Origin of the sequence: Niastella koreensis GR20-10, from assembly GCF_000246855.1 — a bacterium.
Classification (GTDB): Bacteria; Bacteroidota; Bacteroidia; order Chitinophagales; family Chitinophagaceae; genus Niastella; species Niastella koreensis.
Genome location: NC_016609.1, coordinates 3,399,619 through 3,425,353, shown reverse-complemented (window position 1 = coordinate 3,425,353; position 25,735 = coordinate 3,399,619). Strand labels below are relative to the sequence as shown.

Annotated in this window: 19 protein-coding genes; 10 read left to right on the top strand and 9 right to left on the bottom strand. The window is 44.4% G+C overall.

Annotated elements, in window-relative coordinates; genetic code table 11:
- The 3 genes from NIAKO_RS36690 to NIAKO_RS13550 are packed head-to-tail and all read left to right on the top strand — an operon-like array spanning position 1 to position 1,780.
- Positions 1-708 carry a YwqG family protein gene (locus NIAKO_RS36690; RefSeq protein WP_049815517.1) on the top strand — a complete coding sequence of 236 codons (708 nt, stop codon included), beginning with the start codon at positions 1-3 and terminating at the stop codon, positions 706-708.
- Complete coding sequence (locus NIAKO_RS39725) at positions 678-833, top strand: DUF1963 domain-containing protein (RefSeq protein WP_081195981.1); 156 nt, start codon at positions 678-680, stop codon at positions 831-833. Before NIAKO_RS36690 ends, NIAKO_RS39725 begins: the two co-directional genes overlap by 31 nt.
- A 47-nt stretch (positions 834-880) precedes the next feature.
- On the top strand, positions 881-1,780 hold the full coding sequence (locus NIAKO_RS13550; RefSeq protein ID WP_014219006.1) for a beta propeller repeat protein: 900 nt from the start codon (positions 881-883) through the stop codon (positions 1,778-1,780).
- A 408-nt stretch (positions 1,781-2,188) separates the two neighbouring features.
- Here the strand turns inward: NIAKO_RS13550 and NIAKO_RS13545 are convergent, their stop codons facing one another.
- A complete protein-coding gene (locus NIAKO_RS13545; protein WP_014219004.1) occupies positions 2,189-2,599 on the bottom strand; it encodes a hypothetical protein in 411 nt (136 codons plus the stop codon).
- A gap of 446 nt (positions 2,600-3,045) precedes the next feature.
- Between NIAKO_RS13545 and NIAKO_RS13540 the strand changes: the two genes are divergently transcribed.
- Positions 3,046-5,325 (top strand): toxin-antitoxin system YwqK family antitoxin, encoded by a 2,280-nt coding sequence (locus tag NIAKO_RS13540; RefSeq protein ID WP_014219002.1) that lies wholly within the window; start codon positions 3,046-3,048, stop codon positions 5,323-5,325.
- 299 nt (positions 5,326-5,624) lie between these two features.
- Here the strand turns inward: NIAKO_RS13540 and NIAKO_RS13535 are convergent, their stop codons facing one another.
- Positions 5,625-8,042 (bottom strand): TonB-dependent receptor, encoded by a 2,418-nt coding sequence (locus tag NIAKO_RS13535; protein ID WP_014219001.1) that lies wholly within the window; start codon positions 8,040-8,042, stop codon positions 5,625-5,627.
- A 936-nt stretch (positions 8,043-8,978) separates the two neighbouring features.
- Between NIAKO_RS13535 and NIAKO_RS13530 the strand changes: the two genes are divergently transcribed.
- The 3 genes from NIAKO_RS13530 (at position 8,979) to NIAKO_RS13520 (ending at position 11,139) form a co-directional block, all read left to right on the top strand.
- Positions 8,979-9,887, top strand: a complete 909-nt coding sequence (locus NIAKO_RS13530; protein WP_014218999.1) for an NAD(P)/FAD-dependent oxidoreductase — start codon at positions 8,979-8,981, stop codon at positions 9,885-9,887.
- A 3-nt stretch (positions 9,888-9,890) separates the two neighbouring features.
- Positions 9,891-10,256, top strand: a complete 366-nt coding sequence (locus NIAKO_RS13525; protein ID WP_014218998.1) for a DUF1304 domain-containing protein — start codon at positions 9,891-9,893, stop codon at positions 10,254-10,256.
- A gap of 97 nt (positions 10,257-10,353) precedes the next feature.
- Positions 10,354-11,139, top strand: coding sequence for a polysaccharide deacetylase family protein (locus NIAKO_RS13520; protein ID WP_165761308.1), 786 nt, complete (start codon positions 10,354-10,356; stop codon positions 11,137-11,139).
- An 11-nt stretch (positions 11,140-11,150) separates the two neighbouring features.
- Here NIAKO_RS13520 and NIAKO_RS13515 read toward each other — a convergent pair whose 3' ends face one another.
- From NIAKO_RS13515 to NIAKO_RS13490, 6 genes are read right to left on the bottom strand one after another with little or no spacing between them, the layout of a single operon-like run.
- Entirely contained in the window at positions 11,151-12,104 is a 954-nt protein-coding gene (locus tag NIAKO_RS13515) for a hypothetical protein (RefSeq protein WP_014218996.1), read from the bottom strand.
- Between the two features lie 36 nt (positions 12,105-12,140).
- Positions 12,141-12,731 carry a chemotaxis protein CheB gene (locus NIAKO_RS13510; RefSeq protein WP_014218995.1) on the bottom strand — a complete coding sequence of 197 codons (591 nt, stop codon included), beginning with the start codon at positions 12,729-12,731 and terminating at the stop codon, positions 12,141-12,143.
- Entirely contained in the window at positions 12,713-13,525 is an 813-nt protein-coding gene (locus NIAKO_RS13505; protein WP_014218994.1) for a CheR family methyltransferase, read from the bottom strand. Before NIAKO_RS13505 ends, NIAKO_RS13510 begins: the two co-directional genes overlap by 19 nt.
- A gap of 11 nt (positions 13,526-13,536) precedes the next feature.
- Positions 13,537-17,115, bottom strand: coding sequence for a response regulator (locus NIAKO_RS13500; protein ID WP_014218993.1), 3,579 nt, complete (start codon positions 17,113-17,115; stop codon positions 13,537-13,539).
- Between the two features lie 30 nt (positions 17,116-17,145).
- Positions 17,146-18,393, bottom strand: coding sequence for a sensor histidine kinase (locus tag NIAKO_RS13495; RefSeq protein ID WP_014218992.1), 1,248 nt, complete (start codon positions 18,391-18,393; stop codon positions 17,146-17,148).
- Positions 18,394-18,418: 25 nt separating this feature from the next.
- Positions 18,419-18,874 (bottom strand): response regulator, encoded by a 456-nt coding sequence (locus tag NIAKO_RS13490; protein WP_165761307.1) that lies wholly within the window; start codon positions 18,872-18,874, stop codon positions 18,419-18,421.
- Positions 18,875-19,148: 274 nt separating this feature from the next.
- On the opposite strand from NIAKO_RS13490, the gene NIAKO_RS13485 reads away from it, so the two are divergent.
- Entirely contained in the window at positions 19,149-19,796 is a 648-nt protein-coding gene (locus tag NIAKO_RS13485) for a SanA/YdcF family protein (protein ID WP_014218990.1), read from the top strand.
- Here NIAKO_RS13485 and NIAKO_RS13480 read toward each other — a convergent pair whose 3' ends face one another.
- Positions 19,797-20,594 carry a glutaminyl-peptide cyclotransferase gene (locus NIAKO_RS13480; protein WP_014218989.1) on the bottom strand — a complete coding sequence of 266 codons (798 nt, stop codon included), beginning with the start codon at positions 20,592-20,594 and terminating at the stop codon, positions 19,797-19,799.
- Positions 20,595-20,719: 125 nt separating this feature from the next.
- On the opposite strand from NIAKO_RS13480, the gene NIAKO_RS13475 reads away from it, so the two are divergent.
- Both NIAKO_RS13475 and NIAKO_RS13470 read left to right on the top strand, forming a co-directional pair.
- Positions 20,720-21,085, top strand: a complete 366-nt coding sequence (locus tag NIAKO_RS13475) for a TlpA family protein disulfide reductase (RefSeq protein ID WP_041346733.1) — start codon at positions 20,720-20,722, stop codon at positions 21,083-21,085.
- A gap of 117 nt (positions 21,086-21,202) precedes the next feature.
- Positions 21,203-25,345, top strand: coding sequence for a hybrid sensor histidine kinase/response regulator transcription factor (locus NIAKO_RS13470; RefSeq protein ID WP_014218988.1), 4,143 nt, complete (start codon positions 21,203-21,205; stop codon positions 25,343-25,345).
- Positions 25,346-25,735: the final 390 nt, after the last annotated feature.

The following is a 25,735-nucleotide window of genomic DNA, read 5'->3' as shown; positions in this document are numbered from 1 at the left end:
ATGTTCCCAAAATCACTTCAACAATATCAGAAACTCATTGAATCAACAGCTATCCCAGCTGTACTGATGTCGTTCAAGGAAGAAAAGACGGCATTGTATCAAAGTAAGATAGGAGGAGTACCTTATTTTCCCAATGATTATCCGGCGGATCCAATGTATGTTCCTTATCCTGATACGGTAAATTATACTCCCTGGCCAAAGCACCCGAAAACAGGGAGGGAGCTGATGTTGCTGATACAGCTCAATTTTGAAGAGATGCCTCCCTTGCCATCTTTCCCACGAAAAGGAATATTGCAGCTCTTTGTAGATGATAAGAACTGGCATAACCTGGAGAAAAATCTACGGGTTATTTATCATCCCAAAGTGATCCGGAAAGAGGATCTCCTTTTCTCAGACTTTGATAATCCCCTGGACGCATACAGGATACAGGAGCATTCCATTTCCTTTCAAAAAGAAACAGAATATATAACACCTTCTGATTTTCGTTTCAACCAGGTATTGCCAAATGATGTTATAGCTGATCGCATATGGAAAGATTACCTTAGTATCACCGACCATCGTTTTCGTAGTCAGGATAAAGACCCGGGATATGGGCGTAATAAAATAGGCGGCTATCATTATTCCCAGAATGGCCGGGACCCCAGGGCATCTCGCCCTGAGTGGAAGGATAGTCTTTTATTAGTACAGTTTCAAAACTATGCACATTAGTACAGTTTCAAAACTATGCACACCTGAGTTGGGGTGATGGCGGAAGTGCGCAATTCTTTATTAAAAGAAAAGGCCTCGAAGAACTCAATTTTGAAGATCTGTTATTTCATTGGGATTCTACATAGGGCCCCCAGCGAGGCGTGTGATTATATTGATCGCAAAGAGTAAATACATGACCATACAAAAAACACAATTAGAACCTGACAAGCAGCCTCTGAATTTTGAGATCTTTAATATCTCAGGGACAAGCCGTACAGAGTTGTATCTTTTGATGCACATCAATGAGGAGCCTGACGATTGGGAAACCTATCGTTCTGCTGTTGTAAAAATCACTCCCAGAGCCATTGAAGTTGTGTATTATATCTATAACTGGATCCAATCCATGTGGTACAGTCCATCCGGAAAAATATATCTGGCTTCTGTCGATGGCGAAATTCATACCAATGCATCCGGTTCATGGGAAGTGCTTTCACTGGGAAAATATTCATTCAATTACATCACAGGTCTCCCGGATGGATCTATTGTATGCTGTGGATCAGGGGCCGGCATTTTCAGCTATGACGATCATCAATGGAAATTGCTCAACAAAGGCTTGCCCGATAATTGTGACCTCATTACCATTGGTGGACTTTCTCTGGATAACCTGTATGCCTTTGGGAAAAGAGGGGCTGTTTTTCATTATGATGGTGACAAATGGACCCGGCTTGAATCGCCCACCTCTAAAATGCTGGTGAATATGCTGCCTGTTTCAGCAGATGAGTTTTACTGTTGTGGATGGAGTGGGACGTTTTTGATCAAACGAAAATCATCCTGGGAAAAAAAGGACGCCCCTGATGAACACAACTTCTATAGTATGATCCATTTTGAAAAGAAATTGCTTATTGCGGCAGGCAACGGTGGAATATTCAGTTTTGACAATAACGAAATCCTTCCGCTTTATAGAAACATGCCCGCATCAAACCTTACAGTGATTGACGGAAACCTATTTGCTGTTTATGGTAATGCCTTTTATGAATTGAATAATGAGGCATGGGTTAAATATGAACCGGATTTTGGAAGTGTTATAAAGTAAACGACTATGAACCCTTTTATGTACCATAAACAGGATTCCCACATAGGAAACAAAGAGCTTGTTTGGCGTAACTAACTGTTTCAAGGTTGCAATAGGATTATTCTTTTAATAATACAGACATCAGTGCCTCGGTTAACGCTTCGGCGGAGATTTCAGGTGCAGTGATGTTGTCAAATGTAAATTGTATTTCTATGGAATCATTCACCCCACTGCATGGGCATTAATGATAGCCTCTGAAAAAGACTGAAATCCTCTTTTGACAGCTAACTTCCCGGAGTTTTCATACTGTTCCCTTTTGGTAACTTTTCCCCACTATCAGGAAAGTTTGCTGCAATATAAAATAGCAGTTCCTGCTTATCGATAGCAGGAACTGTTTTTAAGACTGTATTTAATTTACTCATTTGAGTATTACAAATTTTTCATTAAAAGTGCACTCAATTCTGTTGAGCGTTCAGTGATGTTATCCACATTATTGAATGGCTGATGATCTATGGTTAAAACGCCGCCATTGAATGAATATGCGCTGGAAGCATAATAAAAGCCGCCTTCATTTTTGATAACTACTTTTTTCAGGACTTCCTTCAGGGCTTCTAGGCCCATATCGTCGGCTGCAATTTCTTTTATTGCATTGATTAACGGTGTAAAATAGACCTTGGAAAAGCATTCTTCATACATATGTGCATATTCGTCAAGAGCCAGGGTATCCCAGTTTACCTCAAATTCAATGGGGTAACCGGCAAGCGTATTGATCTCGCCTGTTAATGTTTGGTAACTGCTGTCCTGGAATGCTTTCACTGCTCTTTTTTCTTGTAATCCCATAGTTTGATTTTTTGTGTTTGTATTAAAAAATAAATAGGCAATTGTCAGGTTGCAAATGTACATGGGGCCTCAACGAATGCATAAAATGTAGATACTACAAATGATCTACAGCCCATTTTTCAGCTGACTACAATCAAACTTCCAGGAACGAGCCTTTATAATGTACTGTTGTGTAAAATATTAATATGTGTAGATCGTTTGTAGTAGGTTGATGCTTACTCCTTTCGCATTAAATGTGCATTTTTGAAGCTTGATAATAATAATTTGGTAACCCATGGTAAACAGTTCCCTCTATTTTACTTCAGTTGCCGGTCTTCAGAATGGAGCTGCCATTGTTGGCTGTCATTTGGTAGCCGAAGGGCTTGCCCTAACGATCACCCGTTTTATGTATATGCGGACTGAGGATAAGAAAAAGAAGAACAAAAAAAATGACAGAATTGAATATAATGGAAAAGCATACAAACATTCCCGAAGGTGCTACCTGGAATAATACGTACAACCAATGGGAATTGGGTAAAAGAAATGCTGCAGGAAAAGAAATTGGTATCTGGGAAGAATGGCATGTAGACGGGCACTTATGCGGCAGAGTTGATTATGGCGATGGCGCCCCCCCATTTATTACCAATCGATTTCATCCAGATGGTACCCTGGCGGAAGAAGGCAATTGGTATGGTGGTCAAAAATGGCTGGGTACGCTTCGCTTCATAAAATGTGACCAGCCAACCAGCGAAGTATTTCCGGAAGGCGATGCTGCCAGAAACTCCATTGTATGGATCGCAGAATATGATTACATAGAAGAAGGGATCTATAATGCCCAACGGTATTACGACAGGCAAAACAGACCGGTTAGTGCAAAAGGCACTCCATTGCCCAAACGGCCGGCATCTGTTCCTGAGGGGGCCTGTTATATGGATTGGAATAATTCGAGCCGGGTTGAAGCCCATTGGGTCGTGAAGGAATTCGATACCCAAAAGAAACAACTTTTGGGTGATTATATTGAGTGGGACCTGAACGGGAACCTACTTGAAAAACGTACCTATGACAGAAGCACAGGAAAGCAGATTGAGCGACACGAATATATTAATGGAAAGATCACGGTTTCGAAATGGTATGTGGGTGAAGACCTGTTTGTAAACTGTTATTATGAGCATATTCACTCGCCGGTAGTAAAAATAAGCAGGGTGTATCGTAATAATAATAAAGATCGTACAGATACTTTTTTTGATGAAGCAGGCCGGGAGCTCTTTTCAATACGAAGTGAAGAAGTGAGTGAATGTCATGAGAGAAAATATTATAATGCTATTTTAGTGTATGAAGGCATTCAGGACCCCGACAAAACAAAACCGCCGGTTAGTGTGAGGTATTTTTATCCCGGCGGCGCTACCCTGATAGATTATACTACCAATGGCAACGATACCGGCATTTTTCAACTGTATGATGAAGCCGGACTGGTATTACTTACAATGCTACAAGGGGATGAAGCTTTCATCAACAGGAAAAATAGATGGAATTATTTTGTACCCGAATGGACAACTGGACCGGAACACACAATCATCACGACTTACCTGCATGCCATTGTCCAAAATTTCAGGAAAGAATACGAACTGAATGTTCTAGACAAAAAGATAAAAGAACTGCCAGTGCCACAACATCTGCAGGCGGAGCTGGACAAGGTAGATTGGAAAAAAATTACATCGGCCTGGGGGAGTGGGGAAGATCTGCCGTCAGCCATCAATGGGTTGTTGTCGGAAGATGAGGAGATTGGCAGGGCATGTGAAGAGCGCATTTGGTGGAAAATGGCGTACCATGGCGAGTTGTATGAGGCCACCTATGCTACTGCCACCATTATAGCACGCATGTTGCCCTTATATAAACAGGCAACGGTTGTAGAGCAACGTTTATTCGGTTTATTATATAAGGTAATGATACAACCGGGGCTTCGCAACCGAGGATATAGCGAAATGATCGCTGCCATGGAGTTTTTAATTCCGCAGCTATTTCAATGGGCTGGCGATACCAACCCGGTAACTGCCCGTCGGGCGCAGCATATACTGATACATGTTGGCAAAGACCTGCCGGAAACGGAAGCATTTTTACAACGGGAATGGCAAAACACTGCACTTCCGGATGTGAGAAGAGGGTATGCGCTATATTGTTTGGGGTGGTTATATTGGTTGGCCGAAGATTATGAAAAAATAAATACTCAATTTTTACCTGCATTCCATAAAGAAAAAAATATCCTTTTACGTGTAATACAGGCTATATTCCTGATAAGAATTTCCGAAGACAATGCAGCCGATAGCTGGGTGGCCGAAATAATAAACACATTGGCCAGGCAGGATGCAGCAATAGCTGATCTTGATAGTATGCAGGCTTTGATAGGCGAGTATGGTTCACCGGAATTCCTGATAAATTTCCTCCAAAACACTGACCCTGCTGCACTGGCAAAGCACATTAGAACATTAATAATGGAAATGCATTCACATGATCGTAAATACCAGGAAACACTGCTCCTGGCCATCAGTCCGGTATTGTTTTCTGATAAAATTATTGATTATAAAAAAGTACGAACTGAGGGAAGCAGGAATACGCTGCTGGCGTTGGCTGACCTGGCGGAAAAAGATCCTGATTTCATGAAACACCACAGCAAGACGTTGTTGAAATTAGAACTGCCGCTAAATGCACAACAGATCAGGGACCTGGCTGCCAATGAAGATAAGAAATAATTTATGATTTTAATGTAACATCTATGCCAGGCATGATTACAGAGATAATACTATCAATTACGTTTCTTTTCCAGACAGTGGAATCCTGAGAAAATAAATTGCATGATACTAAAATGCCTATAAGCAGAAGGCCAGACCTGATTTTCACTTTTATATTGTTTAATAGTTATACAATTTAATGAGGAAAATTCGCGAAAACAGGAAGATTGCATTTTAAGAACAAAAAAGCCTCTGGTTAACCAGAAGCTTCTTCATACTTTTGAGATTCTTTAACAATAAAAGAACAGTGCTATGTATTGTTAGAATTTTATAGTCACATTGGCTGTAAGCGTGCAGGGCATTTGCGGGCTCAACACGCCCTGACCAACAAAATATCGAACATCGGTTGCGTTGTCTATTTTAACGCCAAGGCGATAATGAGTGGCATCATAGAACACCGTACCATTTATTAAAGTATAAGAAGGCAGGGTGAACACACCGGTGGCGGCAGAGTTGGCGGTAAGGTGTTTGTCAACATAGTTGCCGCCCACACCGGCGCCTAATCCTTTTAATTTACCGGTTGGTAAAGTATAACTGATCCAGGCATTGGCCAGGTTGGCCGGCCCTGCTGCCGCAGGACGTCTGCCATTCAGCGCCGCCGCGGCCTTTGTTAATTTGCTGTTGTTGTAGCTGTAACCCGCCAGGATGTTCAGGCCATCGATGGGGTTTGCCTGTACTTCCAGTTCAAACCCTTTGCTTCGTTGCGTGCCTTCCTGAACGGTGATATTATAATTGCGTCCATCTTTTACATATACATCGGTGAGGGGCATATTGTCTACCTTGATGTCATAATAGCTGGCGGTAGCGCGCAGTTTGTCGTTAAACAGATCTACCTTAACGCCTCCTTCCACCTGGTTGGCCTGTTGTGGTTTCAGCACACCAGATACTTCAGGAACAGGTTGGGTAACAGGAGCCAGGTTGCTGAACCCGTTCATATAGTTGGCGAACAGCGACACTTTATCCTTTACTACCTGGTATACCAGCCCGAATTTGGGCGAAACGGCTGTTTGCGTATAACGGGTGTTGGCCAGTACCGTATCCACCGAGTGGTTACGGGTGCCCTTGCTTTCAAAACGATCCACGCGAACACTCAACAGGGCCATTAAATTACCCGTTACGTTCACTACGTCCGATGCATAAGCGCTGTAAATACCGGATGTGGTATGGTTACGGGTAGGTGCATCTGTGCTGGCGGCAATTTTCTGATCTGCTGCATAGCGGGAGATCTTAGTGAGATTTCTGTCATCATTGTAGGTGCCATTCACATAGTCAAATACAATGTAGGGAGAGTTGTCGTTATTCACTCTTAATCGCACATAATCCAATCCAACCAGCAGGCGGTGTCTGACAGTGCCGGTGTTGAAATTGCCGGTAAAGTTCTGCTGAACGCCTATCGTGGTATTGATGGTGTTCTGGCTGGTAATGTTCCGCTCCAGTGTATCATCGGCTGATTTACGGATGAATTCATACTGGTAATAACCGTCTGACTTGCGCGTATTGCAGGAGATAATGGTTTGTGAAGTCCAGTTATTGCTCAGTTTATACGTACCGATGGCCCTTAGATTAGACGTAGGCGTTTTTATGGTAAGGTCGTTGGTTGTATAGGAGCGGTTCCAGGTAAAACCCAATTCATCAGGTGTATGCGCAACAAACTGCCGGGTGCGGTTCAGGAAGATAACTGATGGACTGGTCATCTCCGCGCTGTAAAATTCACCGGTAAGGTTTATTTTAAATATATTGCTGGCGCGTAATTCAATAGCAGGCGCCAGCAGCAGTGATTTTCTGAACCCGGCATCCTGCCAGCTTCCCTGGTTCTGGTAAGCGGCGTTCAACCGGAATAATACATTTCCTTCTTTATTGGCAGGGCCATAAATATCGGCTGTAACCCGGTTCAGGTTGTAGCTGCCTGCGCTGTACGAGATCTCACCGCCAAAAGAATCGATTGGCTTTTTTGTTACGATATTAATAAGACCGCCAAAAGATGTTAAAGCTCCGCCATACAAAGTAGCCGAAGGACCTTTCAGTACTTCAATTCTTTCTACGTTTATAGGGTCCATTTCACCATTGGTTTGAGCAGGTACGCCATCTACCAGGGAAACCTCGGTACGAAAACCACGCAGGGAATAATAAGAAGCGCCATCGCTGTTGATACCGCGGTTGCCCTGGATCTTATATAAACCAGGCGTGTTCTTTAAAATGTTCCCGAAATCGGTAGTGATCTGTTCTTTTATCAGGTTGTTGGAAAGCGACGTGTATGCCTGCGGATTTTCCAACCGGCTCAACGGCATTTTTGCAACGGTTTCACTGCCATCGCTCCATGAACGTTTGCCGGCAGCGATCACCACTTCCTGCAGGGTAGCATGATTTTCGGTCAGCACGAAATCAGTTACTAATATTTCGCCCTCGTTAAGTGTAACAGTTTTGTCAACGGCTTTCAATCCCACAGCGGTTACCCGGATGGTATAGCTGCCCGGTTTAATGCCCGTCAGTTTGTATTCACCCTGTTGGTTGGTAGCGGTTGCCCATTTTTTATTGGTAATGCCTACCGTAATGCCTTCGGCTGGTTTACCATCGGCAGTGGTTACTTTTCCCTGCAGGGCGCCTGACTGCGCCAGCGATGCAGTTTGTAAACCGGTAACAAGAAACAGGAACAGGGCGAAACGTAACATTATCTTCATTGTTTTTCATTTAATAAGTACAAATAGCTATAGGGTTGTATGTTGGTTTTATCTAAAGCGAATCGGGTTGTTGGGAGCAATTGGTACTAATAAAAAGAACCTGTTTGGACGTATACTACACCGTTTTGGTTCTCCTTCCGTTACAGTGCAGGTACGACAAACAGGTAAATAGTTGGTAAGGTTATAATAGTTTTTGCTAAAGCGTTATATGTTCTTTGTTATGGTGGAAGGAGTGTTAAATCGTGGTGCAAAGAAAAGCGAGGACGAGGGAAACTATTTACGCAATCAGGAAATTGATTTACGAGAAGGGTAACATAACGACTATGCGAAAGTTTTTGCTGGTAGTCTTTATATGATCAGGGCAGAACGTATAAACTCAAACTTTAATTCACCCTCATTTATTTATGCCATGACCTTTACTAACAATGTGTCAACCCCTACTCATTATAGTAAGTGTAATACCAATTATAGCCTGCCAATTCTTATAAAAAGATCATCCAGGACCAACTTTGGACCATCAGTTCGTTAGTTTAGAGCATATCTGCTTAACTTATGCATATATCTTTAGTACTTTTCACTATAAATTGGCAACTTATGCTCCAATGTTATACACTTATGCTTCAATGTTATGCACTTATGTGCCAATGTTATGCAGGGTTGTCCAAAAGTTTTACCGGGTTGATCCAATCTTTAGTCAGTTTGCTCCAATCTTTAGCCGGTTGGTGCCAATGTTTAGTAGATTGGTCCAAATGTTAGTCATTGATGCGGCATAGTTAGTTCGAAATGCGGCATTTTAAGTGAGATGCGTCAAAAGCATCCCTTATTGCAAGCTTCCCTGAGCCAGGGATAAAGTAAAACACCTTTCCTATGCAACATTGTTGCAAAATGTAAAACTTTCCCTACATTTGTGCCACACGTAATAAAAAACGCAATACTATGGCAGGAAATAGTCAATACGATGTAATTATCGTAGGGGGAAGTTATGCCGGTTTATCAGCCGCCATGTCCCTGGGCAGGTCTTTACGTAAGGTGCTTATTATTGATAGTGGGTTGCCCTGTAACCGGCAAACCCCGCATTCGCATAATTTCATAACCCATGACGGTGAAACGCCCAAAGCAATTGCTGATAAAGCCCGCGAGCAGGTGCTGAAATATGAAACGGTTGGCATACAGCAGGGCCTTGCGGTATCTGCCATCAAAGTGGAGAACGGTTTTGAGCTTACAACCGCCGATGGCGCTGTATTGACTACCCGCAAATTGTTATTTGCCACCGGGGTGAAAGACCTGATGCCGGCCATTCCCGGTTTTGCCGAGTGCTGGGGTATTACGGTTATTCATTGCCCTTACTGCCATGGTTATGAGGTGAAACAACAAAAAACCGGCATCATGAGCAATGGGGATATTGGTTTTGATTTTAGCAAGCTGATCGCTAACCTCACTACCGATCTTACCCTTTTCACAAATGGCAAATCAACCTTATCTTTAGAACAGCAGTCAGCGTTGCAAAAGCATAATATCTCGGTGGTGGAAACTGAAATTGCGGGGTTTGAGCACAGCAATGGCCAGTTGAAACAGGTATTGTTCAAAGATGGGTCCACCATGCCATTGAAAGCGATGTATGCGAAGACCCCGTTTGTGCAACACTGCGATATTCCTGTGCAATTGGGTTGTGCGTTAACTGAACAGGGATACCTGGCTGTAGATATGTTGGGCCGCACCTCAGTACCCGGTGTATATGCTGCCGGTGATAATACGGCAATGATGCGCGCCGTTTCGCTGGCGGTGGCGGGTGGGGGAATGGCTGGCGCCGGCATCAATAAAGAACTGGTAGAAGAATCATTTTAAATTATGGGAATAGTAGCGAACATTTTGGTGGGCCTGGTTGCCCTGGAGCATTTGTATATTTTGTACCTGGAAATGTTTGCCTGGGAAACAAAAGGCAAAAAAGCGTTTAAGGGTTCCCTTCGCCCGGAGTTATTTGCGCCCACCAAAGTGCTGGCTGCCAACCAGGGTTTGTATAATGGATTTCTAGCCGCAGGGCTCATCTGGTCTTTCTTTATAACAGATGCCGCCTGGAGCACCCATGTAGCGGTTTTCTTTCTTACCTGCGTAATTGTCGCCGGGCTTTATGGCGCTGTTACAGCCACCAGAAAGATCTTCTTTATTCAGGCATTACCTGCCTTGTTAGCCCTGGGCGCGGTGCTGCTGAAGTAAGATAATGTGCCGCCATTATTCATCAAATTGTTGACTAACTGATTGGGCATAATCTATGCTATATATGATTATCAAGATTCATTTAATCAACAACCAAGTGGGAAAAATTTATTTTACCTGTTCTTTCGACGATGGACACGTTGCCGATCTGCGCCTGGCAGAACTGCTTGCTGAATTTAATGTGAAGGCTACATTTTATATTCCCCGCACTTGTGAATGGTGTTCTGCAAACCTGGCTGAAAATGAGATTCGTACGCTGTCTGAACTACATGAAGTGGGTGGACATACCATGACCCATCCCATTTTAACAAAGGTCTCGTACAGGCAGGCCCGGGCAGAAATTTTCGATTGCAAACAATGGTTGGAAGATGTTACCGGTAAAGCTATCCGCTCATTTTGTCCGCCCGTTGGGCGGTTTAGTAAAGAGCATATAGCCCTGCAACGCGAAGCTGGGTTTACTTCTATGCGAACTGTGGAAATGCTTACCCATTCAATGGACAGTGTAAAGAAAGTGCGTGATTTTGTAATTCTGCCTACTACCTGCCAGGTATATAATCATTCCAACATGTCCTATTTGAAGAATAACATGAAGCGAATGAAGTTTGTGAGCTATCTCTCTGCATTGCGCTTGTTCGATAGTAACTGGGAAGCCATGAGCAGGAACTTTCTCCATTTCCTGTATTCCATTTCCCTCACCCAACAGGAAGATCATTATTTTCATTTATGGGGCCATAGCTGGGAGCTCAGCCAGTTTTCATTATGGCAATCGTTAGAACGCTTTTTTAAAAGCTTACAGGAGATCGGTGGTTTTGTATTTCTTGATAATTCCATGTTGGCAGAACTGGTACGGCAAAAGAATCCAGACGTTATGAACGCATATTAAACGAAGTATAATTATTTAATCTTTATCGTATGTGCCAGCGCTTTAAAAGCAGCCACGTTCTCATCAAAATCGGTTTTGGCAACGCCCTGCATACTAATCACATTATCGCCATTGGCAATTACACACTGATACATAATGCTGGGCTTCCCATGCATCTGGCCATGTACCTCTGCTTCGTAGCCATCATAGTTATTTATCTTTTCGGATGAAGCATTTTTTATGCTTGTATTGGTGAGCCCGTACCCCTCCAGTTTGCTAAGCATCATATCACCCACATTTTTAGCCGTCATTCCTTTTTCTACAGGCATTTGCGTGAGTACCAAAAATGGCGCATCGGGGTCGTTCTTATTATCCTTACCCCCAACTGTATACACATACATATTGGTAGAGAACTGAAAGAATTTGAATTTTGACTGGCTATCGTCTATAGAAAAAGCGGCCGCTGCAAATGGATCTATCTTCAGGCTCTTGTCATAATAGATCGTGTTTAGCGCGGTCAGGATCTCTTTTCCGGCGGCGGGATCCATTTCAGGATAAACACCCATTACCATCGTGGAAAAACTGGTGTCGCCAAACACCAGCCAGTACATCCGGGCATTGGCATCGCCCTGCAGGGAAACATATTTCGCCGGATATCCATTCACTTTTATTTCCTGGTAATCGTATGTTTTTATTCCACGTTGAACAAAACCCGCTTTATTAAAATTGGCTGCATTGGTGTAATAATTGCCGCCCATCAGGTCGGTGACGGTGATGGCTGCGTTACCGGATTTTTGCAATCCTGCAGGTGTTTGCGAAACCGTAAAGCCGGCAGGTGGAATCATATACAGCCGGGTGCCGGGGATATTTACGTGTTGATTTGTTTTACTATTCTGAATGTTGGGATTGATCTTACCGGTTACAGCTGGTTTTTGTTTACAGGCTACCAGCACTACTACAAAAACAGAAAGCACTATTTTATACATAGTCGTGAATTGGGCCCAATGTTACGCCATTTCTCCTCAGGAAACAAGGGTTATAAAGCGAACGATGGCTTCGCTGATCTGCGCGGGCTCCGCAATGCGGTCTACAATATTTCGGTTAATGGCCTGTTGCGGCATAATACTCATTTCGGCGCTTGCGGGGTTTTGTACCAGGGTATGGCCACCCATTTCTTTAATGCAGGCCAGTCCGGCTGCTCCATCGGCATTGGCGCCGCTTAATAAAATACCCATCACCCTGTTGGTAAATACTCCGGCTACCGATTCAAATGTTACGTCGATGCTGGGCCGGCTGTAATGTATTTTTTCCGAGCTGTCGAGGGAGAAGCTATCCTTGTTTTCAATCAGCAGGTGATAATCGGGTGGGGCAATATAAATAGTGCCGGGAATAATCGCGTCTTTGTCTTCCACCTCTTTTACTGCGTACAGGGTTTTGTGGGCAACCAGGTCTTCCAGGATGGAGTCATTGTCGATCTTCCGGTGAACCACAATAATAATGATAACCGTTGCAAACAACGGCAGGTTGTTAGTGATGTCAAGAATTACCTCCAGGCTGCCGGCTGAACCGCCGATGACAATTACTGCGCCGGTGGTTATTTCGTTTTTCTCCATATTTTTTCTTTGGGCGCCCATTGGGTGTACTGAGGCGCCACGGAAGAGAATCGCAGGTTTTCTTTTGAACCCAGAATAAGAAAACCCAGTTTTTCCAGGCTGCTGTCGAACAGGTTGAATACTTTATCCTGTAAGCTGCGGTCAAAATAGATAAGTACGTTGCGGCAAAGGATGAGCTGAAATTCATTAAACGACCGGTCTGATACCAGGTTGTGCGTGGCCACTACCATTTTTTCCTTAAGCCGGTCGTGAAACTTAGCCCATTCGTATTTGGCGGTATAATAGTCTGAAAAGTCTTTTTTACCGCCACTGGCAATGTAATTTTCAGAATACTGTTTCATTTGCGACAAAGGGAATATACCCCGTTTGATATTTTCTATAACGGTAGGGTTCAGATCGGTTGCGTATAAACGGGATTTATGTAACAGGTTGGCTTCTTCGAGCAGGATGGCCATGGAATATACTTCTTCCCCGGTTGAACAGCCGGCATGCCAGATGCGGATGAAGGGATGGGTAGCCACTACGGGCAGGACCTGTTCCCTGATCATTTTGAACAGGGAGGGGTCGCGGAACATTTCCGTTACATTCACGGTGAGTTCCTGCACTATGTGGTTGCAATAGCCGGCATCGTTCTTTACTTTATATAACAGTTCTGCAAAGCTGGGAAAACGATCTATTACCAGCACCCGGTTCACCCTTCTTTTGAGTGAGGCCCGGGCATAATTGCTGAAATCGTACCCATATCTTTCAAACAGTTCAGTTATCAGCAGGTCCAGCTCTTCCTCCTTGATCATAATCTTTTTGTTTATTGATACAACCACACGCGTAACAGGGAGATCAACTGGTCAACATCTACAGGTTTGGTAATATAATCGGAAGCGCCTGCCGCAATACATTTTTCCCGGTCGCCCGTCATGGCTTTGGCCGTAACGGCAATCACCGGCAGGTTGCGGTATTGCGGCATTTTTCGCAGCAGCCTGGTTGTTTCATAGCCATCCAGTTCGGGCATCATCATATCCATCAACACCATATCTATCTTCACATCGCCATCCAGTTGTTTCAACGCCTCTTTGCCATCGATGGCAGAGAGCACCTGCATGCCATAACTTTCAAGCGATTTGGACAACGAGAAAATATTGCGCACGTCGTCATCTACCACCAGCACCGTTTTCCCTTTCAGTACTTCGCCGGTTTCTATTTTGCGGCTTCGCCGGAACTTGCGGGCATCCTGCTGGTTTTCTTCTACCAGGTGCAGGAACAGCGATACTTCATCGAGGATGCGTTGGTATGAGTGGGCTGTTTTTACAACAATGGAATCGGCATACTGCTTGATCTTTACTTCTTCGCTTTGCGACAGGTTTTTACCGGTGAATACAATGATGGGCACATCTTCGAGCCCCTTTGTTTTCTTCACTTCATCCAGCGTGTCGTATGAGCGTTGAGCGGGGATACCCATATCCAGGATCACGCAATCGATTTCTTTTTGCGTGAGTGATTTGATGCCATCTTCTACTGTGTTCTCAATTTCAGAAGCTACGTTGTAATTGCTGAGGAAGTACGCCAGCGCTTTGGCGTGTTGTGTGTTTTCTTCAACAATCAGCACCTTCTTGGGATGACGGTTCAACGCCGTCTCTATCTTCGAGAACATTTCGCCCAGTTTTTCAAAGGCAACCGGCTTGTTAATGAAATCTACCGCGCCTTTGGAGAGGCTTTGCGTTTTTACCTGGTAGGCCGACATCATATGCACCGGGATGTGCCGGGTAGTATTGTCTGCTTTCAGTTCATCCATTACCTGCCAGCCACTCATTACCGGTAATTGCAGATCGAGTAAAATACCAGCCGGCAGATATTGTTTGGCCAGCGCAATGCCTTCGTCACCCCGAACGGCCACAATGCCTTTATACCCCTTGGCGCGGGTATAATCGAGTAATGACCGGGCAAATGCCGTATCGTCTTCAACGATCAGGATCGATTTTTCGCCTGCCGTGATCGCCCCACGGTCATCTTCAACCGGTGAGGGAATAACCGGGGAAATAAACTGGTATTCTTCTGTGTTTACCGGTTTTTCTATATGATCTCTATGTACAGAACCAGTAGCAGGTTGATGCGCTTTTGGCATTTTAGCAGCTTTTGTCACTGGTATTGCCAGTGTAAATTCGCTGCCTTCTCCTTCTGCACTGGTGAGGGTGATTTCTCCATTCAGTAAATGGGCTAACTTCTGACTGATGCTCAAACCCAGACCGGTGCCGCCAAACTGACGCCGGGTGCTGCCATCGGCCTGTTGAAAGGCTTCAAAAATGATGGCCTGTTTTTCTTTTGAAATGCCTATGCCGGTATCTTTCACGGAGAAATGGCATTCGTTTCCTTTCTTCGTAATGCTCAGGACTACCGATCCTTTTTTGGTGAACTTGATAGCGTTGGAGACCAGGTTGCGCAGGATCTGGTTCAGCCGCAACCGGTCTGTTTCAATCGTAAGCGGCAGTTCGCTTTCCTGTTCAACGGTAAACGAAATATGTTTTTCTTCGGCCAGGGGCGAGAACAGGGCCTCCAGTTCATTCACCAGGTCGCTGATGCGAACATCGGCGTATTCCAGGTCCATTTTACCGGCCTCTATCTTCGACAGGTCGAGGATCTCATCGATCAGGGTCAACAGCCCTTTGCCTGATGTTTGAATTACATTGGCATATTCTATCTGGTCGCTTGTTAAATTATTCGTATGGTTTTCATTGAGCAAACGAGATAACAACAAAATGGAGTTAAGCGGCGTGCGCAGTTCGTGCGACATGTTGGCCAAAAACTCTGATTTGTATCTGGTGCTAAGGGTCAGCTCTTCGGCCCGGGCCTGGATCTCCAGGTTCCGCTCCACGATCATTTCATTTTTCTCTTCCAGTAACCGGCTGCGTTCTTCCAGTTCCTGGTTGGCGTGTTGCAGTTCTTCCTGCTGTACCCGCAATTCCTCTTCACTGGTTTGTAATCTTTCTGCCTGTGCTTCCAGTTCGGCATTGATGTTTTCCAGTTCGGTATGTTGTGATTGTAATTCTTCCGATTGTGCCTGGGTTTCCGTCAGCAGCTCCTGTAAGCGCTGGTGATCGCGTGCGCTGTGCACCGCCATTCCGATGTTGTAACCTGCCTCCCGCATAAAATCCTGCATAACGGGAGGATATGATTGCAGGGAGGTAATTTCCAGTACACCCTTTAGCCGGTTCTCATAAAAAATAGGAATGGCCAGGATGGATGCCGGTTTAATAGAACCGCCGGTATAGTCGATAGTGACTTGTGATTCGGGAATATTTTCGAGAAGAACGGTTTGTCCGGACTGGGCGCAGCGGCCTGCTATGCCTTCACCAAACTGAATGTCGGCTTTGGCGGCTTTGTTGCTGATGGCCACCCCTGCTGCCAGTTGAATAATGTCTTCATCGGTACGCAGGTAAAAAGCGCCCTGGGCGGAACCGGTATAATTAGTTATAAATTCTATTACATCGTAAGTAAGCAGTTCCAATTCTTTTTTCCCGATCATGATCTCGTTCAACTGCGCAATCCCGGTTTGCAGCCATTGCTGGTCTTTCAATTTGGTAAAAGAAATGTGCAGGGCTTCTGACATTTTATTCAATGAACCGGCAATACTGGCGAGGGCATCATTTCCGGTATCTGCTACCTGCATAGTATAATTGCCGTTCGAGATCTCTGTGGCTACATCTTCAACCAGTTCCAGTCTTCTCGAAACCTGTTCATCCTTTTCCTGTAATTCCAACTGCAGGGCCGCTCTTTTTTGATAATCATTCAACACGCGCATAAAGGAGATGATGGTAACCAAAATGCCCAGCACACAAGCCACTATAATAAGGGCAGGGGTGCTGGCCGCGAACCGGTCCATCGTATGCGTTCGTATTTTCAGTAGCGATTCTTCCCGTTCGTGCATGCGGGCAACAATTTCACGTACGCTATCCATTTGCTCTTTGCCAATGATCAGCAGGCTATCGGGTATCAACTCACCATTACGCTTTTTTTGGATGATCTCATTCAGGAATTTCAACCGGTCATTGGCTTTTACCCGCAGCAGATCGCAATCCTGTTGTTGGGTGATGTTATCTGCCGTTAATGTTTTCAGGTCAGTCAGCAGGTTGTTGGTCTTTTCTGTAGCGCCTTTAAGCGGGTCCAGGAATTGTTCCCTGCTCGTAAGCAGGTAGCCGCGCTGGGCTGTTTCGGCATCTACCAGTACCGCAATCACCCCTTCTACTTTTTTGCCTACTTCATTTGTATGGTTCACCCATTGGGCGCTGTTGAGTAAGTTGTTGATGCTTACATACGACGCTACGGCGCTTATAATAAGCAATAATAAAGAAATGCCATAACCAATGATGAGGTTGCGTTTGAATGCATTCATCTTAAAAAGCTGTTTTATAAATTATAATCGTTAATTAGTATTATTGCCTTGTTTCAGCGGAAGTACGATGGTAAATGTGGCGCCTTCTCCTTCATGACTTTTTACGCCTATCAATCCATTGTGTTTCTCAACTATCTTTTTTACAATGGCCAGCCCAATGCCTGTTCCTTCATATTGCGTTCTGCCGTGCAGGCGTTGAAAGATCACAAATATTTTATCGATATACGATTCGTCGAGCCCAATGCCGTTGTCGCATACATGAATGCGCACATATTTGCCAGGCTGAACCGGCAAGGCTTCCATCGACAGTTCATCAACCAGTTCACTGTAGATCTTTATTTGTGGCCGGATGGTTTTTTTCGAGAACTTCAGGGCATTGCTCAACAGGTTCTGGAACAGTTGCCGCATTTGTGCAGCTATAGCGTCCAACTCGGGCAGGGTAGTTACCTGAATAAGGGCCTGTTTGTCTTTTATGGCCAGTTCCAGGTCGGCCAGTGCATCTTTAATAACCTCGTTGAGGTTCACCGGGGCAAAATAGGAACCGGCAGAAAGCTTTGAATAACTGAGGAGTGCATTGATGAGGTTCCGCATTCTTTCGGATGAAGTGATTACCTTGGTCATTTCCTGCTTTGCTTCGGGAATACCGGCCAGGTATTTCTCGTCGATGATCTTTATAAAGGTGATGATCTTGCGCAATGGTTCCTGCAGGTCGTGCGAGGCCAGGTACGCATATTGCGCCAGTTCCGCATTCCGGCTCTCGAGGTCCTTGTTCAATTGCGTGAGGTCCTTTGTTCTTTCTTCTACCTTATATTCAAGCAGGGAGTTGATCTGTTCCACTTCTTCCTGCGATCTTTTACGCATTTCAATTTCCCGCCGCAGGGCTTCTTCCACCTTTTTCAATTCCATTCGCTGCTGGTAAAGGCGGTAAAACGTTCTTACCTTCAATAACAGCAAATCATTATCGAAGGGTTTGGTAATATAGTCGACCCCGCCGGAATCGTAGCCTTTGGCGATAAAACGTTTATCGATGTTCACTGCTGAAAGGAAGATGATGGGTATATCCCTGGTTTTGTTAAGACCCGAGATGGCCTCTGCCACTTCATAACCATCCATATCGGGCATTTGTACATCCAGTATTATAACCGAATATTCATTTTTCAGGATCTTCTTCAGGGCTTCTTCACCCGATGCCGCAGTGTCGGTTTCATAAGCGTATAATTGCAGTAACGTTTTTAAGGAGAACAGGTTTTCATATTTATCATCAACTATAAGGATCATATTACCAATACTATTCAAAAATGAACTAACAAACTATAAAGCAGCTTATTTCCTTTTCAACTGATTGCAATGCGGCTGGCAGTTTTGCCACGGGTGTATGGGCAATTACTGATAATAGTTTTTTAAGTTCATTAACTCCCCATGGTTTGGTGATAAAAGCCATGGCGCCATGCATCATGGTGTCTTCAATGTCGGCAGATTGTGAAGATGTGGTATACATCAGTACCGGGATGTGTTTGAGGCGGTCATCCTGTTTCAGCAGCTTTAAACATTCCTTGCCATCCATGCGGGGCATATTGATGTCTAAAAATATAAGGCTTGGTAAATTGGGAGCATTTTCAGTGAGCAGATCAATGGCGTCTTTTCCATTGTTAACATAGAAAAAGCCAACTTTATCATCTACTTTTCTCAGGGTTTCCTGAAAAATAATAATGTCGTCAATGTCGTCATCAACGAGTAAAAAACTACGGGGCTGATTCATATCAGAGCGATTATTCCTGTGTTTTAAAAATAAGTTCTTATTTATTTCCGGATTCCCTTCCATGTAAATAACTTAGGATAAATTTTTTTTACATGTGATCATAGGTTAAGCATAGTGTGTATTGGTGCAATCCACAGACCAGTAAAAGTCGGGTAAAAAAGTCTACAAAAGAAAGCTATTTTTGTGCTATAAACCTCAGAAATCGTTCATTTTCAGAATGATTATAATATGATTTTAATGCCAGTTACCCATTCCTATACAACCCTGTTTTAATATGAAGCGCAAAAAGAAGATCATTATCTATAGCCTGCTTGCCTTACTTCCTGTTTGTTTAATAACCACATTCTGCTGTAACAGCATTATTACCCAATCGGCAAAAGGCAAATTGTTTACCGATGTAACTGCTATCCCTTATAATAAAGTAGGGTTATTGTTAGGCACATCAAAACATTTGGGCAATGGCGATGCCAATTATTATTATACCTTTCGCATCCAGGCTGCCGTCAGTTTATTAAAAGCCGGTAAAATAAAATACCTGGTCATCAGTGGCGATAACGGCCATAAAGAATACAACGAACCCGAGGATATGCGCGCCGATCTGGTGGCTGCCGGTATCGATTCCTCGCTCATTTTTTTGGATTATGCCGGCTTCCGCACATTTGATTCCATTGTACGATTGAAAAAGATCTTTGGTCAGGATTCGGTGACCATTATTTCCCAGCAATTTCATAATGAGCGGGCCCTGTATATGGCCAATAAAGAAGGTATTGCCGCCGTTGCTTTCAATGCTGCCGGCATAAGCGGCCCCATGGGTCTTAAGGTTCAGTTACGTGAGAAGCTGGCCCGCGTAAAAGTGTTTGTCGATTACTGGTTTGGTAAAAAGCCACATTTCCTGGGTGAAAAAGTAATTATTCCTGCGTAGTTACTTCAATTTTAACTGATGTATATGCGGCCATAATTTTCCGGTCACATACATATACCCGGTGGTGGAGTCCCAGGCAATGCCATTCAACGCATCGCCGCCTGTAGTAAGTGCGGCTTTTAACGCCAGGGTGCTCAGATCGAGTTTACCTACTACCTTTCCATCCGCAGGATTAATTTTCACGATGTTGTTGGTTAGCCAGATGTTGGCGTAGATATAACCTTTGATATATTCCAGTTCATTCAGGCTGTCGCGGCGGCGGCCGTTTTCGGTTACTGGTAACTTTTTGTAAGTAGTAAGGTCGTCGGGATTCAAATAGTTTAAGGTATCCGTACCATCGCTCATGACGATCGCTTTTCCATCCGTGGTCAGTCCCCAGCCTTCTTTTTTGATAGGAAATTGTCCGATCTTCTTATAGGAGTTGGCGTCGTAAATAAACCCAATATGGTTTTTATACGTGAGCTGGTACAGCTTGTTCTTGAAAAATACAATGCCTTCGCCAAATAGTGAGTCCTGACCCAGCTCCACCTTCTTAATAAAATTACCGGTTTTCAGATCGTTTATGCCAATAAGCGACTTCCTGCCTTTTTCAGGCGAACCGGTGCTTTCGAATAATTGCCCGTCGTGGATCAGCAATCCTTCGGTAAACAGGGAGGTGTCGTGCATAAAGTAATCTACTTCTTCATATTTAATAGCTGGCGTAACCGGGGCGGTAGTTTTCTCTTCCTCTTTTTCTTCAGATGAACCACAGCCTGATAAAACAAGCACCGTTAACAGGGATAATAAAAATGTTTTCATGGTATATAAGTGGCGGCAATATTAATAAGAAACGGGCTTGCGGCCGGAGGAATTTTTAAAATTATAAAATAAGCATTTATACTTGTTTGTAGCACTCTATTTATCTTATCATTATATTTACCCCATTGGATCAATCAGCGTCATATCATGAGAAAGAACTGCTTAACAGCGTAGCGGCCGGCAACGAGGAAGAAGATGGTTTTGACGACGACCGCGATCATACTGCCTGGCACCGGGCGGTAGAAAAAGATGGCCTTCCCTGGCATCATGTGTTGCGCGGGCTGAAATATGATGCCGCTACCAGATTCGACAAAACCAATGACATCAGCGAGTTGTTCGGCATTCATTCCCTGCCAACCCAGATCCTGATAGACCCTGCCGGCAGGATCATAGGCCGGTACGATGAAGGCGAAGCCTCCCGCGCTGGTATGGATAAAAAAAAATGGAATTATTCAAAGGATAAGAAAATCAGGCCTGTCAGGTGCGCCTGACTCCTCTGATCATGCAAGCTAAAATGGCGCACCTGACAGGTCTTTTTCCAATGTCATAAAATATAACGTCATAAATACTTTTAATGCCGGGTTACATTTAGTATACTTGTCATTGGTATGCTGCCTTATTTGAAATTGTTGATCAAAACCCTGGTTCTGCTTCCTGCTTGTATGTGTTTGGTATTGCTGCTTTCTGCGCAGCAACCAACGGCTTACCATTTTGCCCACCTCGATTTCAACCAGGGACTCTCCAATAACCAGGTGAACTGTATTTACAAAGGAAAAAAAGGATTCCTGTGGTTTGGCACCCTGAGTGGGTTGAACCGGTTTGATGGCTACAGCTTTAAAACCTTCAGGCACAGCATAAAAGATTCTACCTCCCTTATTGACGATTATATCGTAAAAATTACCGCCGGTCCCGATAACAAATTATGGATAAACACCCGCGACGGCTTCAACATCTATGATCCGGCAACGGAAAGTTTTGACCGCCGGGTTGACAAATATCTGCAACGCCGGCAATTGCCAGCCTATGGATTGACCGATGTAATTCCGGCAGGTAAAGGTTTTTTGTTTGCGTACCGCGACCTGGGGGTTTACTATTATGAAAACAACAAGCCCGCACAGCTTTTAACCGCACACAACAACACCCGGATTAATGTCATTGCCGATGTAAAAACTGATTCAAAAAATAACATATGGGTGGTTTACTGCAATGGATTGATAGAACAATTTGATGCCATCACTAAAGCGAAACACGGCGGCACCAACTTGTTGCAACAAAAACAAGGCGTGGCCACCTCGCTGTACCGGTTGTATATCGACTCGCAGGATGAATTGTGGGTGTATGGCAGCGGCATTATAAATGGGCTGTACCACATCACTCCCCAACAAAACACCCTGCAACAAATTGCTAACAACGAAGGGATGGCCATCCTCAGCAGTAATATCATTATGAGCATGGTGGAAGATGATAAGGGGTTATTGTGGATTGCCACAGACCATGGCGGTCTCGACATCCTGAACAAAAAGGGCTACACGGTGCAGGTATTGCAGAACAAACCAGGCGACATCAGCAGCCTGGCCCAGAACAGTCTTACCGAATTGTATAAAGATGACCAGGGAATTATCTGGGTGGGCACTTTTAAACAGGGGATCAATTACTATCACGAAGGCATTATACAATTTCCCTTATACCGGCACGATGAAGCCGACAACACCAGTTTGCCTTATAATGATGTGAATGAGTTTGTGGAAGACGGCAAAGGTAATCTCTGGATCGGCACCAATGGCGGCGGACTGTTGTATTACGACAGGGATGCTCATACGTATAAACAGATCCGTCATAACCCCGCTAACGACAACAGTCTTTGCAATGATGTTATTGTAAGCCTGTTTATCGATCATGCCAATGTGTTATGGATCGGTACTTATTTTGGCGGGCTGGATAGCTATGATGGTAAAACCTTTACGCATCACCGCCATGTTGCTGCCGATACTGCAAGTTTGAGCGATAACCGGGTTTGGGAACTTTATGAAGACAGTAACAACGACCTCTGGATCGGTACGCTGGAGGCCGGGCTGGAGAAATACGATCGTGCCAATAACCAGTTCATCCATTACAAACCCCTGGCCCCAAATTCTGTGCATACGGGTTATATTTCTTCTATAACAGAAGATAAAAAAGGGAATTTATGGGTGGGTACTTCCTATGGCATCGATGTGCGCAATAAACAAACCGGCGTTTTTACCCAATTGCTGGGGCGCGATACAAAGCTCAGCAATGATAATATTATTTCCATTTGCATTGATAGCCGCGGTTATACCTGGGTAGGCACCCGGGATGGCCTGAATGTATACAACCCAAAAAACAACAGTTTCCAGGTATTTAGGAAGGAAGAAGGCCTGCCCGATAACACCATTCTGAACATTTTGGAAGACAAGTCCCATGACCTGTGGGTGAGTACGCTTAATGGCGTTAGCCGCATAAGCTGTTTTGGCACCCTGCAAAGCGGTATTTGTATCAGTTGTCTTAACTACGACCGGTTCGATGGGTTGCAGGGTGTAGCCTACAATGAAAATGCAGCATTGAAAACCAGGCGTGGGGAATTGATTTTTGGCGGTCCCAATGGGTTCAACCTTTTCGACCCGGCTAAAATAACCATCAATACCACTGCGCCGCGGGTACTGTTAACAGGGTTGCAGGTATTTAATCAACCCATTGAAGTTGGAGACACCATACGCAACCATGTTATCCTGCAAAAGGCCATTTCTGAAACGGAGGCCATCACCCTGCGTTACGATGAAAATATCTTCACGCTTGAATTTGCTGCATTGGGTTTTATCAATAATCATAAAACCCGGTATGCGTACCGGCTGAAAGGGTTTAATGATAACTGGCTGTATACCGATGGCAATAACCGCAAGGCTACCTATACCAACCTGGACCCCGGTAAATATACTTTTTATGTAAAAGCATCAGATGAACGGGGCCATTGGAGTGTGCAGGAAGTTGCCGTGACCATTGTAGTACAGCCGCCCTTCTGGTTATCGCCTTTGGCTTACCTGTTATATGTATTGATGGGACTGGCTATTTTGTATTTTTCCCGCCGTTTCGTTATTCAACAAACGAAAATGCGCATGGCATTGGAGCAGGAGAGAAAAGAAGCCAGCCGAATGCGCGAACTGGACCTCATGAAGACCCGTTTTTTTACCAATGTAAGCCATGAATTCCGTACGCCGCTTTCCCTGATCCTGACACCGTTGGAAGGAATGATAAAAGCGGCAGCGGAACCAGCGCAGCAAACGCAATACCAGTTGATACACCGCAATGCCCGCCGGTTATTGAACCTCGTAAACCAGTTACTGGATTTTCGCAAAATGGAGGTGCATGAATTAAAACTGCATGCTACTGAAGGCGACATCATCCAATTTATTGAAGAATCAGCCGGTTCGTTTACAGATATCGCCGAGAAAAAACAGATCCGGTTTTCTTATACGGCTGACCTGAAAAGTCTGCACACCCGGTTCGACCACGACAAACTGGAACGCATTATTTTCAACCTGCTTTCCAATGCATTTAAATTTACAGCAGAGAACGGCAACGTATCGGTAGCCGTGAGTACTGTGATAAAGGAATCAGATACCCTGCTTGAAATAAAAGTAACCGACACCGGTATTGGCATTCCACCCAACCGGCACGAAAAAATATTTGAACGTTTCTTTCAGCACGATCTGCCCGGCACCATAATGAACCAGGGCAGTGGCATTGGTCTGGCCATTACCAAAGAGTTTGTAACCCTGCTTGGCGGCGCCATCAGTGTAGAAAGCGAAGAAGGTAAAGGCTCCACGTTTATGGTGGTGCTACCTGTAAAAGAGATCACTTCTTCTGTTGATGTAATGACTGTGTCCGATCCAAATTCTGTTAGCCCAACCAACCCGGTGATCCCAATCCCAACAATCCCAACAATCCCAAACATCTCAAAAATCCCGGTTCAGACAGTTTTGCTCGTCGAAGACAATGAAGACTTTTTGTTTTACCTGAAAGACAACCTGCGCGAATATTTCAATATTGCCGAAGCGGTGAACGGACGGGAAGGCTGGCAGAAAACATTATCGGTGCATCCGGATATTGTAGTGAGCGATGTAAATATGCCCGAAATGAATGGACTGGAGCTATGCAAAAAGATCAGGCAGGACCCGCGCACCAAACATATCCCGGTGGTGTTATTGACAGCTCAAAACACTGAGGAACAGCAATTACAGGGTATTGAAACCGGAGCTGCGGATTACATGACAAAACCGTTCAATTTTGAAATGCTGGTAAGCCGCATAAAAAACCTGCTGCAACAGCAACAGTCCATGAAACAAACTTTTACCAAACAGGTAGCGGTAAAAACAACAGATGTTGAGCTGGCCTGTCCCAATGAAAGATTTGTACAGGAGGCGCTTACCATTGTTGAAAAGAACATTCCCAATGCCGGTTTTTCGGTAGAGGAATTAAGCCGTGCCCTGTTGCTGAGCCGGGCGGCTGTATACAAACGCCTGTTTGTGTTAACTGGTAAAACTCCTATAGAATTTATCCGGAGCGTGCGGTTGCAACGGGCAGCACAATTACTTGCTAAATCGAAAATGACAGTAGCGGAAGTGGCCTATGAAACCGGGTTCAACAACCCCAAATACTTCTCCAAATATTTCAAAGCCGAGTTCGGAAAACTGCCTTCTGCCTGGCAGGCAGACGCCAAAAAGGGCGGGAGTTGACAAAACATAACATTTAAATGGACAGTTTTTGCTCACCGGCAACATTTTGATACCCTCATTTAGACAAACCGATACCCTACGTATTACAAAACGCTATTATTTTCACACTCCTAAGAACAACAGCCGGTAAATAACGAAAACGGTTTCGATGTGGGTTATACGATAAGGGCCATGTATTATTATCGGGTGTGAATGAAAATACGTTCGTCGATTCCGGGATACTTGCAGTTGATTAAAAACTAATATAACAAAAGGACAGTGGTGTTTGGTTTGATAAACTTTGTATACGGGTAGCCATCTTTTACTAGGAGGAACTGAAAACTAAGGATCAAAAATTGCACTGAAAACAAACCGCCTGGTTGCAACCGTTGGGGTACAATACGGGGGCGG

Coding starts and splice junctions, on each gene's coding strand:
- NIAKO_RS36690 (WP_049815517.1), top strand. CDS start 1: ATGTTCCCAAAATCACTTCAACAATATCAGAAACTCATTGAATCAACA.
- NIAKO_RS13550 (WP_014219006.1), top strand. CDS start 881: ATGACCATACAAAAAACACAATTAGAACCTGACAAGCAGCCTCTGAAT.
- NIAKO_RS13545 (WP_014219004.1), bottom strand. CDS start 2,599: ATGGGATTACAAGAAAAAAGAGCAGTGAAAGCATTCCAGGACAGCAGT.
- NIAKO_RS13540 (WP_014219002.1), top strand. CDS start 3,046: ATGGAAAAGCATACAAACATTCCCGAAGGTGCTACCTGGAATAATACG.
- NIAKO_RS13535 (WP_014219001.1), bottom strand. CDS start 8,042: ATGAAGATAATGTTACGTTTCGCCCTGTTCCTGTTTCTTGTTACCGGT.
- NIAKO_RS13530 (WP_014218999.1), top strand. CDS start 8,979: ATGGCAGGAAATAGTCAATACGATGTAATTATCGTAGGGGGAAGTTAT.
- NIAKO_RS13525 (WP_014218998.1), top strand. CDS start 9,891: ATGGGAATAGTAGCGAACATTTTGGTGGGCCTGGTTGCCCTGGAGCAT.
- NIAKO_RS13515 (WP_014218996.1), bottom strand. CDS start 12,104: ATGTATAAAATAGTGCTTTCTGTTTTTGTAGTAGTGCTGGTAGCCTGT.
- NIAKO_RS13510 (WP_014218995.1), bottom strand. CDS start 12,731: ATGGAGAAAAACGAAATAACCACCGGCGCAGTAATTGTCATCGGCGGT.
- NIAKO_RS13505 (WP_014218994.1), bottom strand. CDS start 13,525: ATGATCAAGGAGGAAGAGCTGGACCTGCTGATAACTGAACTGTTTGAA.
- NIAKO_RS13500 (WP_014218993.1), bottom strand. CDS start 17,115: ATGAATGCATTCAAACGCAACCTCATCATTGGTTATGGCATTTCTTTA.
- NIAKO_RS13495 (WP_014218992.1), bottom strand. CDS start 18,393: ATGATCCTTATAGTTGATGATAAATATGAAAACCTGTTCTCCTTAAAA.
- NIAKO_RS13490 (WP_165761307.1), bottom strand. CDS start 18,874: ATGAATCAGCCCCGTAGTTTTTTACTCGTTGATGACGACATTGACGAC.
- NIAKO_RS13485 (WP_014218990.1), top strand. CDS start 19,149: ATGAAGCGCAAAAAGAAGATCATTATCTATAGCCTGCTTGCCTTACTT.
- NIAKO_RS13480 (WP_014218989.1), bottom strand. CDS start 20,594: ATGAAAACATTTTTATTATCCCTGTTAACGGTGCTTGTTTTATCAGGC.
- NIAKO_RS13470 (WP_014218988.1), top strand. CDS start 21,203: ATGCTGCCTTATTTGAAATTGTTGATCAAAACCCTGGTTCTGCTTCCT.